At 45.7% G+C, this 18,959-nt stretch carries 10 protein-coding genes and 1 pseudogene; all 11 read left to right on the top strand.

Annotation, left to right across the window (positions count from 1 at the left end; all coding sequences use genetic code 11):
• A partial coding sequence (locus H3001_RS08225) for a transposase family protein (RefSeq protein ID WP_219915853.1) occupies positions 1–202 on the top strand: 202 nt, incomplete at its 5' end.
• A gap of 1,543 nt (positions 203–1,745) precedes the next feature.
• Positions 1,746–5,087: a SusC/RagA family TonB-linked outer membrane protein gene (locus H3001_RS08220; protein WP_181214664.1), complete on the top strand. Its 3,342-nt coding sequence runs from the start codon at positions 1,746–1,748 to the stop codon at positions 5,085–5,087.
• 45 nt (positions 5,088–5,132) lie between these two features.
• Complete coding sequence (locus H3001_RS08215) at positions 5,133–6,674, top strand: RagB/SusD family nutrient uptake outer membrane protein (RefSeq protein WP_181214663.1); 1,542 nt, start codon at positions 5,133–5,135, stop codon at positions 6,672–6,674.
• A 23-nt stretch (positions 6,675–6,697) separates the two neighbouring features.
• Entirely contained in the window at positions 6,698–7,756 is a 1,059-nt protein-coding gene (locus H3001_RS08210) for a zinc-binding metallopeptidase (RefSeq protein WP_246368527.1), read from the top strand.
• A 4-nt stretch (positions 7,757–7,760) separates the two neighbouring features.
• Positions 7,761–7,973 (top strand): DUF4302 domain-containing protein, encoded by a 213-nt coding sequence (locus H3001_RS08205; protein ID WP_181214661.1) that lies wholly within the window; start codon positions 7,761–7,763, stop codon positions 7,971–7,973.
• Complete coding sequence (locus H3001_RS08200; protein WP_181214660.1) at positions 7,916–9,028, top strand: DUF4302 domain-containing protein; 1,113 nt, start codon at positions 7,916–7,918, stop codon at positions 9,026–9,028. The genes H3001_RS08205 and H3001_RS08200 overlap by 58 nt, the downstream gene beginning before the upstream one ends.
• A gap of 144 nt (positions 9,029–9,172) precedes the next feature.
• Positions 9,173–10,111, top strand: a complete 939-nt coding sequence (locus tag H3001_RS08195) for a BACON domain-containing protein (protein WP_178245588.1) — start codon at positions 9,173–9,175, stop codon at positions 10,109–10,111.
• Positions 10,112–10,664: 553 nt separating this feature from the next.
• A pseudogene (locus H3001_RS08190) lies at positions 10,665–13,833 on the top strand (SusC/RagA family TonB-linked outer membrane protein).
• A gap of 12 nt (positions 13,834–13,845) precedes the next feature.
• The gene (locus tag H3001_RS08185) at positions 13,846–15,870 is read left to right on the top strand and encodes a RagB/SusD family nutrient uptake outer membrane protein (RefSeq protein WP_246368526.1); all 2,025 of its coding nucleotides are present in this window, start codon (positions 13,846–13,848) and stop codon (positions 15,868–15,870) included.
• Between the two features lie 240 nt (positions 15,871–16,110).
• The gene (locus H3001_RS08180; protein ID WP_178245590.1) at positions 16,111–17,091 is read left to right on the top strand and encodes a GntR family transcriptional regulator; all 981 of its coding nucleotides are present in this window, start codon (positions 16,111–16,113) and stop codon (positions 17,089–17,091) included.
• Between the two features lie 92 nt (positions 17,092–17,183).
• The gene (fucI, locus tag H3001_RS08175) at positions 17,184–18,956 is read left to right on the top strand and encodes an L-fucose isomerase (protein WP_178245614.1); all 1,773 of its coding nucleotides are present in this window, start codon (positions 17,184–17,186) and stop codon (positions 18,954–18,956) included.
• Positions 18,957–18,959 lie beyond the last annotated feature (3 nt).

Here is an 18,959-nt window from a genome sequence, read left to right as displayed (position 1 = left end):
TGCTGTTGAAAAACAAGAGAACAAGCGGATTTCCGGAATCAGGATTAAAGTGGAGCATGCCATAGGTGGTATGAAAAAATGCCGTATTGTCAAAGAACGATTCAGATGCCATAAATTCGGTTTCGAAAATATGGTGATTCTTATTGCTTGTGGATTACACAACTTCAGAATCAGCCACAAAATGAGTCATATAACAAATTAATCTATATAATGTCTATTGTTTTTTATCTTCTTTTTATTACATTTGTATACTTAACTAAATTATTTGAACGCTTAACTAAAACGTCTGTATCGTTTTTTCTTACATCTTGGTATATATTTTTACCTTTAAATTATATATTATGAAAACAATTAAATTTATTTTCCCAATCTCAGTTTTAACCATTATATTGGGTTGTGATAATTCAACAACTAATCCTCCTGTTCTATGATGACAACCATCCGATTGTATGTGCAACTGGAGATCTCGCAGGTGGTGCCTGTACTATTGGCGGTGTAATATCAGGAGTTTTATTTTGTACTTTTAAACATGAAAAATATAGCCATTAAAACAGCATTACTATTTTCAATAGTTCTGATAATCCTATGTCCTATACTTGGCATAATTCCATTATATCACAGTATAATAGCATTCAAAAGAAAAGACACAGTTTCAATTGAACTTGCCAACAAATGGGTTAAAATGGTATTCATTCTAATAATAACCCTATGGATAATACTCATACCTACATTTATTATCCTTTTCAATCAACATGCTGGACAATAGAGAAAGTAATTCAAACAAAAAGAGTGGATTTCCCCACTCTTTTTTTCCTATAATATTTTACTTCGTTTTCTGAACTTCTTTCTTTTCTTGATAGTTGAAGTAAATTACACCTACACCACGGACACAAGTCCAAACATTACCAAAGCGTCCATTAGATTTATTTTTGAATAGTGCCGAATGACTTCCGAGCCTTAAAATCTCGATTATATCTGTTTGTGCATCCAACCATATCAGAAGAAAATCACCCTCTATGTGATACGACTAAAAGAATTCGCGGCTTACCAAGAAGTAACCTTCAAGGACAACCGGGTAACCAATGGAGCAAAGTTGTAGGAATCACAGCTTGGAGATCCCGGAGCTATCCCCTCAAAACAGACTCAAAAATCAACGTTGTTATGCTGCAGGAGAACATCTCCAACGGACAGCGAGTAGAGAAATTTAAAGTATTTGCATATTCCGATTCCAGTTTTACCGCACAGGTGGTGACAGGAAACGGCCTTCCACCGACCGATTCACCGGATGACTTTTTTCTATTCATAAGAGCTCATGAAAGATGAAAAAAAATGTTTCATTTTCATGAGCTCTTTTTACAATCTGATACCAATATATTCAAAATACATATCTTTAAGTTTTCAGACAAAGGAAGATTATACTAAAAAGACTTCTCCCTTTCGGACAGAAGAAAGATACACAAGTAAACATATTTTAATATATAAATTTTTAACATTGATTTACATAAAATACTTTAAAACAAATACATTTTATTATTAACTCATAGGGTTTTAATATTAAATATGCACAAAATAGTGAGTGCATTGTATATATTTGTTATATACCCTTCAGCACTTCATTAAACGTTTTTAACCATTCCACGGCGGTTTCTTATCAGGCTTCCATAAGCAAAGAAAGAATACACCCCGATACTAAACTTTGATTTTTAACCCCCGGTAACCAGTTTACCGCAGCCTAAATAATTTATATGACGAAAAAATTAAATTTATTAGTTTTCTTCCTTTTTTTGGGATATGGACTGATTTTTTCCCAAATTAAGGTAACGGGAATCGTAATTGACGAATCGGATGAGCCCATCATTGGAGCTACCATTCAAGTAAAAGGAGAAAAATCAAAAGGAAGTATTACTGACATTGACGGGAAATTCTATCTTCCTTCAGTGCCATCGGGCTCACTGCTGGTAGTGTCCTATGTGGGTATGAAAACAGCAGAAGTAAAGGCGGCTCCGTCAGTCAGAGTTAAACTTTACTCCAGTTCGGAAGTGCTGGAGGAAGTGGTAGTTACAGGTATGGTTGCCACAGACAAACGGCTTTTTACCGGAGCTTCCGACAAACTTTCAGCCTCTGATGTAAAAATAGACGGTATGGCAGACATCAGCCGGGGACTGGAAGGACGTGCTGCTGGCGTATCGATCCAGAACATTTCAGGCACATTCGGTACGGCTCCGAAAATCCGCGTCCGCGGAGCAACTTCCATTTATGGCAACTCCAAGCCTTTATGGGTCGTTGACGGAGTAATACAAGACAATATCGTTGATGTAGGAGCGGACGCTTTATCATCCGGTGATGCAGTAACACTGATCAGTTCGGCCATAGCCGGTCTGAACCCTGACGATATTGAAAGCTTTCAAATTCTGAAAGATGGCTCGGCAACCTCTATTTACGGAGCCAAAGCCATGGCAGGAGTCATTGTGATTACTACGAAAAAAGGGAAGCAAGGCAGCAGCAGTTTCTCTTACACCGGAGAATTTACAGTCCGCATGAAGCCACATTACAACACATTCAATATCATGAACTCGCAAGACCAGATGGGAATCTATCAGGAGCTTCGGGAAAAAGGATGGCTGAACTTTTCGACTACCTACAGGGCCAGCAACAGTGGAGTATACGGAAAAATGTACCAGCTCACCCATTCCTACAATCCTGTAACCGGACAGTTCGGACTAGCCAATACTCCGGAAGCCAGAGCTGCCTACCTGCAACAAGCCGAACTCAGAAATACTGACTGGTTCGACCAACTGTTCAGCAACTCATTGATGATGAATCATTCTATCAGCATGTCTACAGGTAGCGAGAAATCATCTTCATACATTTCGATCAGCATGATGAATGATCCGGGATGGATGAAGCAGAGCCAGGTTTCGCGATATACTGCCAACCTGAACAATACGTACAACCTGAGCAAAGAATTTTCATTTACCGGCATTGCCAATGCCTCATACCGTAAACAACGGGCACCAGGAACATTGGGGCAAAGCAGTGATGCAGTTTCGGGGGAAGTATCCCGGTCATTTGACATCAACCCATTTTCATATGCCCTGAACACTTCACGCACACTTGACCCTAATGAATATTATACGCGCAACTATGCAGACTTCAATATCTTCAATGAACTGGAAAATAATTATATCACACTGAACATCGTTGACTTGAAATTTCAGGGAGAATTCAAATGGAAGCATAAAAGCGGACTTCAGCTCAGCCTGCTCGGAGCCCTGAAGCATTCTTCCGTGTCACAGAATCACCAGATACGTGACATGTCTAATCAGGCTCTTGCCTATCGTGCCATGGGAGATGCCACCATCATCAATTCAAACAACTGGCTCTACAAAGATCCGGAAAAGCCGAACACTCTTCCGGTAAGTGTACTTCCCAAAGGAGGTTTCTATAACAAGAATGAATATAAGATGCTCAGTTACGACTTCCGTCTGTCGGCTACCTACAATAAGGAATTCAACGAATCGCATATTCTGAACTCCTATACAGGAGCCGAAGTCAATTCACAGGAACGCAGCAGTGACTGGTCGGAAGGATGGGGTATGCAGTACAATAACGGCGAACTGCCCTTTTTCGATTACCTGGCATTCAAAAGAATGCGTGAAAGAAACACCGATTATTATGGAACAAACAATACAGTAAACCGCCAGATTTCGTTCTTCACAACTGCCACTTATTCCTATAAAAGGAAATATACAGTTACCGGAACGTTACGCTACGAAGGAAGTAACCGTCTGGGTAAGGCACGTTCGGCCCGCTGGTTGCCTACCTGGAACATTGCTACGGCTTACAACGTGCATGAGGAGGAGTTTTTCAAGCAACTTGAACCAGCCCTGTCACATTTGACCTTGAAGGCTTCTTATTCGCTCACAGCCGATGCCGGGCCTTCCTGGGTAACCAATTCACGTGTGGTCATCAACAGTTATAACCCCTGGAGGCCCTCGGCAAGTGTCAGTGAGTCCGGACTGCAGATTGCAGATTTGGAAAACTCGTCCCTGACTTATGAAAAGAAGCATGAGCTGAACATAGGTGTGGACATGGGATTCTGGGACAACCGTGTAAGTCTGGCAGCCGACTGGTATAAAAGAAACAATTTCGACCTTATCGGATGGACCAGTACCCAAGGAGCAGGAGGACAGGTCAACCGCATGGGAAACGTAGCTTCCATGAAATCGCACGGATTTGAGTTTACCCTTTCTACCCGAAACATAAAGAAAAAATATTTTAGTTGGAACACTGATTTTATCTTCGGATACAGCAAGACTCAGGTAACCGATCTGGAGACACGTTCTACCATGTTCTCTCTCATTTCAGGAAATGGATTCACCCGCAAAGGATATCCTCACAGAGCCTTGTTCTCCATACCGTTTATAGGGCTGGACAATCAAGGGTTCCCGATGTTTGAAATTACAGACAAGAACAATGGCACAATACTGGTAACAAAAGATAATTACAGAGCTTTGAATTTTCAGGAGAGGGAGCACCTTGATTTCCTAAAATACGAAGGTCCTGCCGACCCGACCATTACCGGAAGTCTCGGAAATATTTTTTCTTACAAGAATTGGAAGCTGAACGTATTTGTCACTTATTCAGCAGGCAATAAAGTACGCTTGGATCCAGTATTCAAAAGTACATACAACGACCTTGACGCCACTCCAAAAGACTTCAAAAACAGGTGGAGAGTTCCCGGAGACGAAAATAGTACCAATATACCGGTTATCTCAGCCCGCAGGCATCATCAATTATATTCCAACCTGAATCTGGGATATAATGCCTACAACTACTCCACAGCCCGCATCGCTGACGGTGGATTTGTAAGAATGAAGGAAATTTCTCTTACCTACACTCTTCCCGGGTCATTGCTTGAAGGCAAACTACTGAAGTCAGCCTCGGTAAAAGTTCAGGCAACCAACCTGTTCCTGATTTACTCTGACAGGAAGCTAAACGGACAGGACCCTGAATTCTTCCGGTCGGGAGGTGTGTCGGCTCCAGTACCAAAACAGTTTACGTGTACACTGCGACTGGGTTTCTAAAATAAAAAAAGAAAAAACAAATATTGATTAAACATCATTTTTCAAATGAAAACAATGTATCATAAAGTATATCTGCTGCTGGTATTATGTACCCTGGTTTCGTGTGATAAATTTCTGGACAAAGTTCCTGATAAGCGAACAGAAATAGACAGCAACCAGAAAGTCAGCGAACTTCTGGTATCGGCTTACCCTAATGTAGATCCGATGATGATCTATGAACACCGTACCGACAATGTCATGGACAACGGAAGACGATTCGGCGAACCGGCGCGCATGATTACCGAAAACTACAACTGGGAAGATATCAGCGAAACAGACTGGGATGCTCCCGAGGCCCTCTGGAACAGCTGCTACCGTGCCATTGCTGCTGCCAATCAAGCCCTGCAGGCTATTGAAACACTTGGAGAAGGTCCTGAAAATGCACCCCAAAAAGGCGAAGCTCTCCTTTGCAGAGCATATGCACATTTTTTGCTGTCCAATACATTCTGTCAGCCTTATAATCAGGCAACAGCTTCTTCCGACTTGGGGATTCCCTACGTAGAAGAACCGGAAACGACTATTGGAAAACGCTATGACAGAGGAAACGTGCGCACTGTATACGAAAAAATCGCCCGAGACATAGAGGAAGGATATCCTTTAATCAACGACAATGCCTATACAGTACCCATTTATCATTTTAACAAACGCGCTGCGGCAGCTTTTGCCTGCCGTTTCTATCTGTTTTACAACAATTATAGCCGTTCATTGACATATGCCAACGAAGCTATCGGAGAAAATCCTTCCGCATCACTGAGAAACCTGAAAAGCTACACTTCTTTTACACAGGCCAGCGAGTGGCGTGACAGATTTATCAGCAAGGATGAACCAGCCAACTTACTGCTGGTAGCCCTGCGTTCTCTCTGGGGAAGACACTATATTACCCAGAGACTAGGGAACTCCAACGGCATGGTAAACCTGCTACTGTATCGCTCGGCAGGTCCTTGGGGAAAGAATCTGGCAGATTTTGACCTTCTTTTCTACCATTCGGGATATCCTGTATCATGGCAGCCCAAATACAACGAAATATTTGAAATTACCAATGAAACGGCACAAACCGGACAGCCACACGTAGTTCAAATGGCATTCACAACAGACGAAACATTGCTTTGCCGTGCCGAAGCAAATGTGATGCTAAAGAAATATGATGATGCAGCAAGAGACCTTTCTTACTGGTATATCAAGAAAGGTGGAAAAGGAGCTTCTGCCGACCAGATTGTAAATTACTACACCGAAAGAGAGGCCGCTGATAAACAAGCCCTGGCCGAAGGTGAATTAAGTCCGTGGCTCCTTTTAGTCAAACCGCTCAATGCCGGTTTCCCAATAGAAGAAGGTACACAGGAGAAAATGCTCCAAGGAGTATTGCACGCACGCCGCATTGAAACCATATTCAGCGGTTTGAGGTGGCTGGACATACGCCGCTTCGGCATAGAGGTAATACACAACGTAGAAGACAAAGATGACATCAGACTGCCGGCAGGCGACCTGAGACGCGTCATCCAGTTGCCTCAGGCTGTAACTGCAGCAGGACTGCCGGCAAACCCTAGATGAATATCCATATAAAAAGCAAAACAATGAAAATGAAACAATTCAAATACCTGCTACTGGCAGGAATCGCAGCGGGTTCACTTCTCTCCGCATGCAGCGAAGATACTCCAGAACGTGAAAACAGCGTCTTTAATACCAGTTCCGAACCCAAAAGTGAATTTGACCAATGGTTAAAGACAAACTATATAGATGCCTTTAACATAGACTATAAGTATCGCATGGAAGACATTGAGTCCGACCTATCCAAGAACCTGGCGCCGGCAGACCTCCTGCAAAGCATGCGGCTGGCAAAAATCATCAAACATGTATGGCTGGAAGCCTATGTGGAAACAGCCGGCATTGATTTCATGCGAAAACATGCCCCGGCTATCTTGCACGTGGTTGGATCGGCCTCCTGGAATGGAGACGGTACAATGACACTGGGGGTGGCCGAAGGTGGTCTCAAAATTACGCTCTACATGGTAAACTGGCTAAACCCCAGCAATATAAAAGAGATGAATCAATATTTTTTTAAGACCATGCATCATGAATTTACCCACATTCTGCAGCAGGATATCAACTATCCGCAGGAATACAATCTGATTAGTGCCGAAGATTACCGTCCGTCGGGATGGCACAACAGACACAATATAGCAGACTACGCCAGCCTGGGATTTATTACTAATTATGCAGGAAGCATGCCAGTAGAAGATATCACCGAAATAACGTGCTGCTATGTAACCTTTACCGATGAAGAATGGAATGCCGTCTTTGAAGCTGCCGGAGAGGCGGGACGGACCAAACTGAATCAAAAAGTGAAAATCATGAAACAATACATGCTGGATGTATGGAAAATAGACATGGACCTGCTCAAGGAGGTGGTACGGAGGAGAATGAATGAAGTGGTACAGATGGAATTGCTGGAACCTTCGTGGACAAGTCCGCTTACCACTGATCCTGCCACAGGAAGGGCCGCTCTCCAGCTGCTGGAACAACAGTTACGCACACAATATGCAGAGGCACTGGAAGAAATGGATGCACACCCCGATGGCTGTCATATCCATAATGCCAATTTAATCAATATTCTACAACGTGACAAAAACTGAAATCATGAAACATATATTATATCTCATACTGTTACTGACTGCTTGTTTATTCAATTCCTGCAAGACAGAAGTGGATGACTATTTTGAAAGTTCGGCTTCACAGCGCATGGAAAATGAAATCCAAAAATACAGGAAATTACTTCCTTCTCCCCAATATGGATGGAGCATGGAGTACTTTCCAGGAGGTCCCGCCAAACCAGAGGCGGATATGCACTGACCGTCTCATTTTCTCCTGAGGGATATGCTACATTCCGCTCGAGTCTGTCGGAAGATGTGGCTACCTCGGCAACCAGTCTCTATTCATTGAAAAAAGACATGGGCGGTACATTGAATTTTGATACCTATAACAAACTGTTCCATTATTTCTCTGATTCGGATCTTAAAGAAGGAGACGGACTAGGAAAAGGATTGCTTGGAGACTATGAGTTCAGTCTCCATACAAGCACAGAATCAGAAATTGTGATGTATGGAAAAAAATATCTTTCAGCCATACATATGCATGCCTTACAAGAACCTGCAGAAGTTTATTTGCAGAAGGCTAAAGAGAACCGATTAAGCTACGAAAACATACCAGCTGTAAGCGGAATCAAAGGCTTTTTTGCACAAAAACCAGTTACGGGAGAGGTTATTACCTCACAATATTTCATGCTTACTCAAGAAGGGCAGCAAACTAAGTTTTCTTTTATGTTCACAGACAAAGGAGTGCGGCTATATGCCCCCATTGAACTGAACGGACATACTGTCAATGAACTAATATGGAATGCACAAGAAAAAACATTCAGCACTCCAGATGGAACCACCCGTCTGGAGCTGGTAAACGACAGTCTGGGACTGAGGGAAGATGAACTGCTCGGAAATTATACACTTTCTTACTCCAACCAGACAGCGGATGTATCCATTGAAAAACAAGACAATGGAAAAATTATGATGAAAGGATTACCTTTTGACATCCAACTTGCGTATAACTCCAAAAAAGGAGCTTTGGAATTGAATGCCCAGCAAATAAAAGTATCTCCAGACGTGAGACTGGCCATATGGTCCTCAAATGCCGGAAATCTGACTTGGGAGAAAGGATACGGACTCGTTACCAGATGGAATGGAGACAGGGAAAATTTTGTACTTGAATGGGTAGACAACGGCAATGAATGGTTCGTAGAGGGAAAAAGAATCTACGCCAATGCCTTCATTTTGTGGAATACCGCGACAGGTGGCAGATACGACGGATACGGAGAATCCCGTTTTCATAATTTGACATTAACCAAAAAAAAGTAGGAGATTATTCATATGAAAAAAAATACACATTATCTGATATTGCCATTTTTTATATCTGTGTTATGTTTTTTTCTCTTCTCGTGTTCAAAAGAAGAAAATCAACAGTCGGCCCTACATCTCCAGATATTGAAAACAGAGACTAATATGAACCACAAAGGAGGGTACGTTCTGATACAGACAAATGTAGAGGGAGCAGAAGTCCGAGTGAAAGATGCATGGCTGACACCTGAGATATCAGGATCACAGATTCGTTTAACAGCTTTGGCCAATCCCGGATATGAATCAAGAACCACCCTGGTTTTCATCAGCAAAGGAGATGAACTCCAACAACTCCCTGTCACACAGTTGGGAATCATATCAATAGTAGATGTACAATCGTATGAATTTCCCGAAACCGGTGGAAATAAAGCTTTCCTCTGGAACACTGACCAGGAATTTCAAATCGAAGGTCTTGATAACTCATGGCTTACTTACGAAACCAGAGGAGACTCTATTTATTTCACCGCTTCCGAACTGGGGTTATATGATGATACCCGACAATGCTCGGTAAATATCAGAGTCGGCAGGTACTACCAGACAGAAGTGGTTTTCAAACAAACAGCTCCAGCACTCCCCTATCAATTACTTTTGGGAGAATACACACTTGAATATACCCGATGGGTAGGTACGGATATTCTCAGTACCGATGTAAGCCTAATTGAAAAGGAATACGGAAAATCATTCATACTCAAAGGGCTGGCCTTTGATATCACTGTTTTATTTGATCCCTCCCAAGCGAGAATCAGCATCAAATCTCAGCCTCTGCAGGCTGTAAACGACCAGGAAATCTGGCTCGCAGCATGGGAAGGACAAGGAAGCGGCAGTCTGTGGCCTAACAAAAAATTCGGTGTAATGAGCCAATGGAATGGTGATAAAAGAAATATTGAACTTACCATGATACCTGACGGCGTAACAGACGAACAATGGAAAGATAAGTCCGGGAATCCCATCATCACCCGTGGGTTTATCTTATGGGGTAAAAATGAATACACGGCAGGAGGTCCAAGCCGACTGATTAACATGAAATTGATAAAGAAAAACTAATTTCCGGGGTCTTATAACAACTGATTTTTTCAAGGGAAGTATTACAAAGGTACTTCCCTTTCCAATCTTCATCCATAGAGATATTGCGAAACGCAAGAAACATACATAGCTTAAAGACTTAGCGAACATCCCATACTAATTACAGAACTTATATCGTTTCTTAATTATTTATGGTATCCATTTGCCCTAAAAATGAAATAGGCTTATCTAAGTTTTCAGTTTTAGCCACAACCACAAGCTAATCAATTAAACAAATCCAAATTTACAAATAAACAACTATTTAACTTTGATTTACATAATATACATTAAAACATGAATGAAACTCATTAAAATTCAAAACATATCTATTAAATACGCATAAAAATTCATTAAATACGATAAACCTTTATCATGAATACTACACACATAGCCAACCCTGTTTCCGGCTTTTCCCAAAAGCAGGAAATCAACATACAGACATTACACAAGACTTTATAGTGAATCTAATATCAAATCTTTTATTTTAATCTAAACTATTTATTTTATGTCTAAAATCATTGCTAGACCAATCGGAATGCTGATGCTTTTCTCTGCAGCCTTTGCAGGAAATCTACCGGTATATTCCGGTAATGAAACAAACGGAACCAATGCAGTTCTTCAAGATGAAAAATGCAAGGGAGTCGTAAAAGACACCGAGGGTGAAGTCATCATCGGAGCTTCTGTCGCAGTCAAAGGTACGACTACGGGAACAATTACTGACCTCAACGGTGCCTTTTCCTTAAACGGAGTCCGTAAAGGAGATGTACTGGTCATCTCATTTGTAGGCTACAAGACGCTGGAAATCCCATGGGGGGGGGGGAATTTTAAACGTTGAAATTCAGGCAGATACACAAAATTTAGATGAAGTCGTAGTTGTAGGATACGGCACCCAGAAGAAGGTCAACGTAACCGGTGCGGTAAGTACCATCGACTCCAAACTGATAGCAGCCCGCCCAGTAAGAAATGTGGCACAGGCCCTGCAGGGACAAATCCCCGGACTTCAGTTGTCGGTAGGCAACGGCGGCAGTGCCCTGAACAGCGAACTCAACGTATCCATCCGCGGTGGAGGTACTATCGGAGCCGGCTCCAACGGTTCTCCGCTGATTCTCATCGACGGTATAGAAGGCAACATGAACTCTGTCAACCCCAATGACATCGCCAACATCTCGGTACTGAAAGACGCAGCCTCGGCCTCCATCTACGGTGCCCGTGCCGCCTTCGGAGTCATCCTTATTACCACCAAGAACGGAAATTCCGGAAAAACCCGGGTCAGCTACAGCGGAAACCTGCGTTTCTCCACTGCCATCCAGGTGCCCCACATGGCGAACTCCTGGGAATTTGCCAACTATTACAATGCGGCAGCCATCAACGGCGGCGGTTCACCGATCTTCGATGAAACCGCCCTGTCGAATATCCGGAAATACATGAACGGTGAGTTCACCGACCCCAGCACTACGGAATATTACGGAACCGTGGTCAATCCCGACAACAACAAATTCAAGAACTATGCCGGTTCGTTTGCCAATACCAACTGGTTCGCTGAGTTCTACCGGAAAAACGCCCCCTCACACGAACACAATGTGAACATCAGTGGAGGTAATGACAAAATCACCTACATGCTGAGCGGAAGTTTCTTTGACCAGCAGGGACTGATACGGCACGGTAGCGACAACTTCAAGCGGTATACGCTGAACGGAAAAATCTCCGCCCAGCTGACCTCGTGGGCGAAGATGAACTTCACCACCAAATGGACACGCGAGGCATTCAAACGACCGACCTACCTTACCGGCCTGTTCTTCCACAACATTGCCCGCCGCTGGCCGACCTGTTTCGTAAAAGACCCCTACGGCAACTATGCAGCCGATATGGAAATCATCCAGCTCAGGGAAGGTGGAGAGCAGTCGGAACAGAAAGACCTGTATACCAACCAGCTGCAATTCGTCTTTGAACCGATAAAGGACTGGCACATTACGGTAGAGGGAAGCATGCGCCAGACACAGAAAAAAACACAGTGGGCCATACTTCCCATTTACGGGCACTATGCAGACAATACGCCGTATCTGCTGTCATGGAACGGAGGAGCGGCGGGCTATTCGGAGGCGCATAATACACGTTATGGAGAAGATTACTATTCTACCAATATCTATACCGATTATGCAAAGCACCTCAAGGAACATTTCTTCAAGGTAATGCTCGGATTCAATGCAGAACTGTACAAAGACGATTCGCTTACCGGATTCGGTACCAACCTGATTACCCCTTCCGTACCGGAACTGAATGCGGCACAGGAAAATCACAAAGCCTATAATGAGAAAAAAGATTATGCCATTGCCGGTTTCTTCGGACGCCTCAACTACAACTATCAGGAAAAGTATCTCTTCGAAGCCAACCTGCGCTACGACGGTTCGTCACGCTTCCTGGGCGACAAGCGCTGGGGCCTGTTCCCTTCATTCTCTGCCGGATGGAACATCGCCCGTGAAGACTTCTTCAGACCGCTGAACGGAGTAATCGGTACCTTCAAGTTCAGAGGTTCCTGGGGACAGCTGGGCAACAACAATACCAAGTCGTATTATCCGTTTTACCAGGCAATGCCTACCGGTGTGAAGAATTCGGGATGGCTGATAGACGGTGAGAAACAAAACACTGCCGGACTGCCCGGAATTGTGAGCAACCTGCTGACCTGGGAGACAGTGGAAAGCTGGGACCTGGGATTCGACTGGGGCATGTTTGACAACCGCCTGACCGGATCGTTCAGTTACTACAACCGTCTGACCAAGAACATGGTGGCCGATTCGCCGAACCTTCCGGGAGTTCTGGGAGCAACTCCTCCCAAACTGAACAATGCCGACTTGAAGTCCTACGGATGGGAACTGGAGATTGCATGGAGAGACCAGATCAAGGATTTCCATTACGGAGTCCGACTGACACTGGATGACAACCAGGAAAAAATCACCCGCTACTACAATCCTACCGGAAGCCTGTCTACGCATTACAACGGCAAAATGATCGGTGAGATCTGGGGATATACGACAGTAGGCATTGCACAGTCGCAAGAACAGATGGATGAACACTTGAAAACGCACAAGCCCAACTGGGGTTCGGGATGGAGAGCCGGTGACATCATGTTTGCCGATATCAACGGGGACGGAATCATCAACGAAGGATCGAATACCCTGGAAAACCATGGAGACCTGAAGATCATCGGCAATGACAAGCCCCGGTACAAGTTCGGCCTGACCCTGGACGGGGAATGGAAAGGCATTGATTTCTCCGTCTTCCTGCAGGGAGTACTGAAGCGTGACTACTGGCTGGGAGGCCCTTATTTCTGGGGAGCCAGCGGCGGACAATGGCAGTCGACTGCATTCAAGGAACACCTGGACTACTGGACACCGGAAAACCCGGGAGCCTATTATCCCCGTCCGGATTTCAGTTCGGGAAAAAATCAAAAGAAACAAACCGGTTATCTGCAAAATGCAGCCTACCTGCGCATAAAGAATGCCCAGATCGGATATACGCTGCCTCAGGCATGGACCCGCAAGGCAGGCATGGAAATGGTAAGAGTATATGTATCGGGAGACAACCTGCTGACCTTCTCGAACATCATTTCAATCTTCGACCCGGAAACACTTGGAGGCGACTGGGGAGAGGGCAAGCTGTACCCGTTGCAGCGCACGATTTCGGTTGGATTAAATGTAAACTTCTAAAAACTAATGAATATGAAACTGATTTTCAAGCACCTGTTTTTCTGTTCACTGATGGGAATGGGAGGATTCGGACTGACGGCATGCAACGATTTTCTTGACCGTGAGCCCATTACACTGATCACTCCCGATACCTATTTTACAACGACAGACCACATTGCCAATTATGTCATCAACTATTATAACAGCTACCTGGTAAATACGCAGGGAACGGTTTTATTCCATCAGACCACCTGGAACGCCGGACTGGCAATCAATGACAACAATACAGACAATTATGTGAGGGAAAATGCCTCCCTGCAGTATTTTGCCAAAAACTGGATGGTACCCACAGGACAGAACCTGAAAGAAGAATATGCCAAAATAAGGGTATGGAATTACCTCATTGAAAACGTAGAGCCGAGAATGGCACAGATCAGCGGTACGGAGGAAGACAAAAAACATTATCTGGGAGAAGGCTATTTCTTCCGTGCCATGACCTACTTCAATGCAATGGCCAAGTTCGGCGACCTGCCCATCATTACGGAGGTATTGCCCAACGAAGAAAGTTACCTGAAAGAAAAGTCGAAGAGAGACCCGCGCAATGAAGTGGCACGGTTCATCCTGAAGGACCTGGACAGAGCCATTTCCCTGCTCAAGGAAGCCGGATTCAAAAACAACCTGCGCATCAACAAACAGACGGCACAGTTGTTCAAGTCGCGCGTGGCACTCTATGAAGCCACCTTCGAGAAATATCACAGAGGCAGCGGACGCGTACCGGGAGATGCCGGATGGCCGGGAAAGGACATGCCCTACAACCAGGGAAAGAGCTTCGACATTGACGGAGAAATCCGCTTCTTCCTGGAAGAGGCAATGGCAGCAGCTAAAGCCGTAGCCGACCAGGTCCCCCTGACCACCAACACCCATGTGATGAACCCGGAATACCGGCAGGTCTATGGCTGGAACCCTTACTTCGAGATGTTCAGCCAGCCCTCACTGAAAAACGTACCCGAGGTATTGCTGTGGAAGGAATACAACAAGTCATTGGGCACATCGCACAACGCTCCCTACCGTACTCTGGTAGGCGACAGAAGCGGTATCACCCGCAGCATGGTCAGTTCGTTTCTCATGAAGAACGGATTGCCGATCTACGCATCCGGTTCCGGATACAAGGGTGACACCAGCATCGACCTGGAAAAGAGCGACCGCGACGAACGCTTGCAGCTCTTCGTCTGGGGAGAAAGCGACGTGAAGCTAAGCGACGAGAACAGTCCGGCGGTAAAAAGCGAACAGAAAGTGGTACTTTTCAAACTGCCGCAGCTTACCAATGCAGAGCTGCAGAACCGCGACCTGACCGGATACCGCCAGCGGAAACACTATACGTACGACTATACGCAGCTCAAGAGCGATGAACTGCTGGGTACCAATGCCTGCCCTGTCTTCCGTGCAGCCGAAGCCTACCTGAATTACATCGAGGCGTGCTACGAGAAGAACCGTTCCCTCGACGGTGATGCCATCAAGTACTGGAAGGCCCTGCGGGAACGCGCAGGTGTGGATACAGACCTGGACAAGACCATCCGGAACACGAACATGGCGGAAGAAGCGAAGTACGACGACCTGGGAGTATGGTCGGGAGACCAGATGGCAGATGCTACCCTGTACAACATCCGCCGCGAGCGCCGCTGCGAATTTATGGGCGAAGGAATGCGCTGGGACGACCTCATCAGATGGCGTTCCTGGGACAGACTCTTTACGAAGAAGTACATTCCTCAGGGAATCAACCTCTGGGATGCTGCCTACCGGAATTACGAGAACAATGAGAACACAAACGTGAAACCCATTGTGGCAAACGGCTCAACCGAGTCCAACTGCTCGTCCCGAGACCTCGGAAAATACCAGCAGCCGTTCAGTCTGTACCAGACCAACAACCAGTTTTACGAAGGATACTCATGGATGAAAGCATATTACCTGTATCCGATCGGAGTAGAAGAACTGAACCTGGCGGAAGGGCTCTATCAGAATCCTTACTGGCCACGGACAGGCAGTCTGGCTGAAGAATAAACACCGACAGACAACCACCATGAAACAAGCCCCTCAAGGAGCCGTTTCATGGTGGTTTTATTTTCCCCTCCTCCGTGTCCCTTCCCTCCCCAGATGGGCATTTCTGCCCCTGCCGGTCTTCTGTGAGGGCACACGGTTTGCCCGACGCTTAAAATGTTTTAAAAAATTCGGGAAGACTTGCATTCCCCAGAAAAAAAACCTTTCTTTGCATCAGAACGGTTCAGCATAGTTATATAAATAATGAAAACAACATTCGGTTCACATACCACCAAAGTAAAGCAACTGGCCGACATGATCGAGCAGGACATTCTGATGGGCAGATACGAAGCCAATGCCAGCCTGCCATCCATCAACCAGTTGAGCGCTACTTACCAGGTATCCCGCGATACGGTATTCAAAGCCTTTGCCGACCTTCGGGAAAGAAAGCTGATTGACTCCACTCCGGGAAAGGGATATTATGTGACCAACCGGCAGGAAAAGATATTCCTCCTTCTGGACGAATATTCTCCTTTCAAGAACACGTTATATAACAGTTTTATCCGCAAACTGGGACGCAAGTATAAGGTAGACCTTTGGTTTCATCAGTACAATGAACACATCTTCAATACCATTCTTCATGAAGCCATAGGACGCTACAACTACTACGTAGTGATGAATTTTGACAACGAGAAATTCTCTCCGCTGCTCAATAAAATCAATCCGTCCCGCCTGCTCCTGCTCGACTTCGGAAAATTCGACAAAAAGAACTATTCATTTATCTGTCAGAACTTTGACACGGCCTTTTACCAGGCACTGGTACAACTCCATGACTCACTGGCAAGATACCGGAAAATCGTCTTCCTTTATCCTCACGACTCCAAGCATCCCTACAGCAGCATCGACAGCCTGCAGGAATATTGCCGCAACTATCATATGCATTGTGAGGTAGTACAGGACGAAAGCGAATGCCTCGTAGAAAAAGGAGTAGCCTATATTGTCATCCGGCAGACCGACGTGGTGGACATCATCAAGCAAAGCAGGCAGCAAGGACTGAAGCCGGGAAAGGACTTCGGACTGATTGCCTACAACGACACCCCGGCCTATCAGGTCATTGATGAAGGCATCACGGCCCTGAGTATCGACTGGGAACAGATGGGATCACTGGCAGCCCGGTTCATTACAGAAGGAAGCCCCATACAGGTTTTCCTCCCCACAGAGGTTCATCTGCGGAAATCAGTCTGATATTTTTTTGCGGTAAAATCAGCACAGAGCAGCACAGTTGAAGAATAATTACATAAGCAAACAAACGTAATATTAACCCTATAATCAATCTAATTATGAAATACCCAAAGATCGGGATTCGTCCCACCATTGACGGACGCCAGGGCGGTGTTCGCGAAAGCCTCGAAGAAAAGACCATGAACCTGGCCAAAGCAGTGGCCGAACTGATTTCCACCCATCTGAAAAACGGTGACGGAAGTCCGGTAGAATGCGTCATCGCCGACTCTACCATCGGACGTGTGGCAGAAAGTGCAGCCTGTGCTGAAAAATTCGAACGCGAAGGCGTAGGAGCCACCATTACCGTGACCTCCTGCTGGTGCTACGGAGCAGAGACAATGGACATGAATCCTTATTATCCAAAGGCTGTTTGGGGATTCAACGGAACCGAACGTCCCGGAGCCGTCTACCTGGCTGCCGTACTGGCAGGACATGCCCAGAAAGGACTGCCGGCATTCGGCATCTACGGACACGACGTACAAGATATCGATGACAATAGCATTCCAGCCGATGTAGCGGAAAAACTGCTGCGATTTGCCAGAGCCGCCCAGGCTGTTGCCACCATGCGGGGTAAATCCTACCTGTCAATGGGTAGCGTATCCATGGGTATCGCCGGCTCTATCGTCAATCCGGATTTCTTCCAGGAATACCTGGGCATGCGCAACGAGTCGGTTGACCTGACCGAAATCATACGGAGAATGACGGAAGGCATATACGATCCGGAAGAATACCGGAAAGCCATGGAATGGACAGAAAAATACTGCAAGAAAAATGAAGGTACCGACTTCAATACGGATGCAAAGAAAAAGACACGTGCCGAAAAAGATGCCGACTGGGAATTTATCGTCAAAATGACAATCATCATGCGCGACCTGATGGTGGGCAATCCGAAACTGAAGGAACTGGGATTCAAGGAAGAAGCCTTAGGCCACAATGCCATTGCAGCAGGATTCCAGGGACAGCGCCAGTGGACCGACTTCTACCCGAACGGAGATTACTCCGAGGCCTTGCTGAACACGTCATTCGACTGGAACGGTATCCGTGAAGCCTATGTGGTAGCTACGGAAAACGATGCCTGCAACGGAGTAGCCATGCTCTTCGGCCACCTGCTGACCAACCGGGCACAGATCTTTTCGGATGTACGTACCTACTGGAGTCCGGAGGCTGTGAAACGGGTTACCGGAAAAGAACTGACCGGTCTGGCACAACACGGTATCATTCATCTGATTAACTCAGGAGCAACCACTCTGGACGGTACCGGACAGCAGACCGATGCCAACGGTAATCCGACCATGAAACCGGCATGGGAAATTACTCCTGAGGAAGTGGAAAAATGTCTGGAAGCTACGACCTGGTATCCGGCTAACCGGGATTATTTCAGAGGCGGCGGCTTCTCGTCTAATTTCCTGTCGAAAGGCGGAATGCCGGTTACCATGAGCCGGTTGAACCTGATCAAAGGACTTGGTCCCGTACTCCAGATTGCAGAAGGATGGACGGTAGAAATCGATCCGGAAATCCACAAACTGCTGGACGAACGTACCGACCGCACCTGGCCTACCACTTGGTTTGTGCCCCGTCTGTGCGACAAACCGGCCTTCAAGGATGTCTATTCGGTAATGAACAACTGGGGAGCCAACCATGGAGCCATCAGTTACGGACACATCGGTCAGGACCTGATTACCCTTGCCTCTATCCTGCGTATCCCGGTATGCATGCACAATGTGGATGAAAACGAAATCTTCCGTCCGGCCGCATGGAGCGCCTTCGGCATGGATAAAGAGGGAGCCGACTACCGGGCCTGCCAGAACTACGGTCCTATCTACAAATAATGC

Source organism: Phocaeicola faecicola (assembly GCF_013618865.1).
Lineage (GTDB): Bacteria > Bacteroidota > Bacteroidia > Bacteroidales > Bacteroidaceae > Phocaeicola > Phocaeicola faecicola.
Note: the sequence above shows the minus strand (reverse complement) of the source record. Positions and strands in the feature narration are given on the sequence as shown.

Excerpts from the sequence above, each read along its gene's own strand:
- H3001_RS08195 (WP_178245588.1), top strand. The coding sequence starts at position 9,173 with ATGAACCACAAAGGAGGGTACGTTCTGATACAGACAAATGTAGAGGGA.
- H3001_RS08210 (WP_246368527.1), top strand. The coding sequence starts at position 6,698 with ATGAAAATGAAACAATTCAAATACCTGCTACTGGCAGGAATCGCAGCG.
- H3001_RS08220 (WP_181214664.1), top strand. The coding sequence starts at position 1,746 with ATGACGAAAAAATTAAATTTATTAGTTTTCTTCCTTTTTTTGGGATAT.
- H3001_RS08215 (WP_181214663.1), top strand. The coding sequence starts at position 5,133 with ATGAAAACAATGTATCATAAAGTATATCTGCTGCTGGTATTATGTACC.
- H3001_RS08205 (WP_181214661.1), top strand. The coding sequence starts at position 7,761 with ATGAAACATATATTATATCTCATACTGTTACTGACTGCTTGTTTATTC.
- H3001_RS08185 (WP_246368526.1), top strand. The coding sequence starts at position 13,846 with ATGAAACTGATTTTCAAGCACCTGTTTTTCTGTTCACTGATGGGAATG.
- H3001_RS08200 (WP_181214660.1), top strand. The coding sequence starts at position 7,916 with ATGGAGCATGGAGTACTTTCCAGGAGGTCCCGCCAAACCAGAGGCGGA.
- H3001_RS08180 (WP_178245590.1), top strand. The coding sequence starts at position 16,111 with ATGAAAACAACATTCGGTTCACATACCACCAAAGTAAAGCAACTGGCC.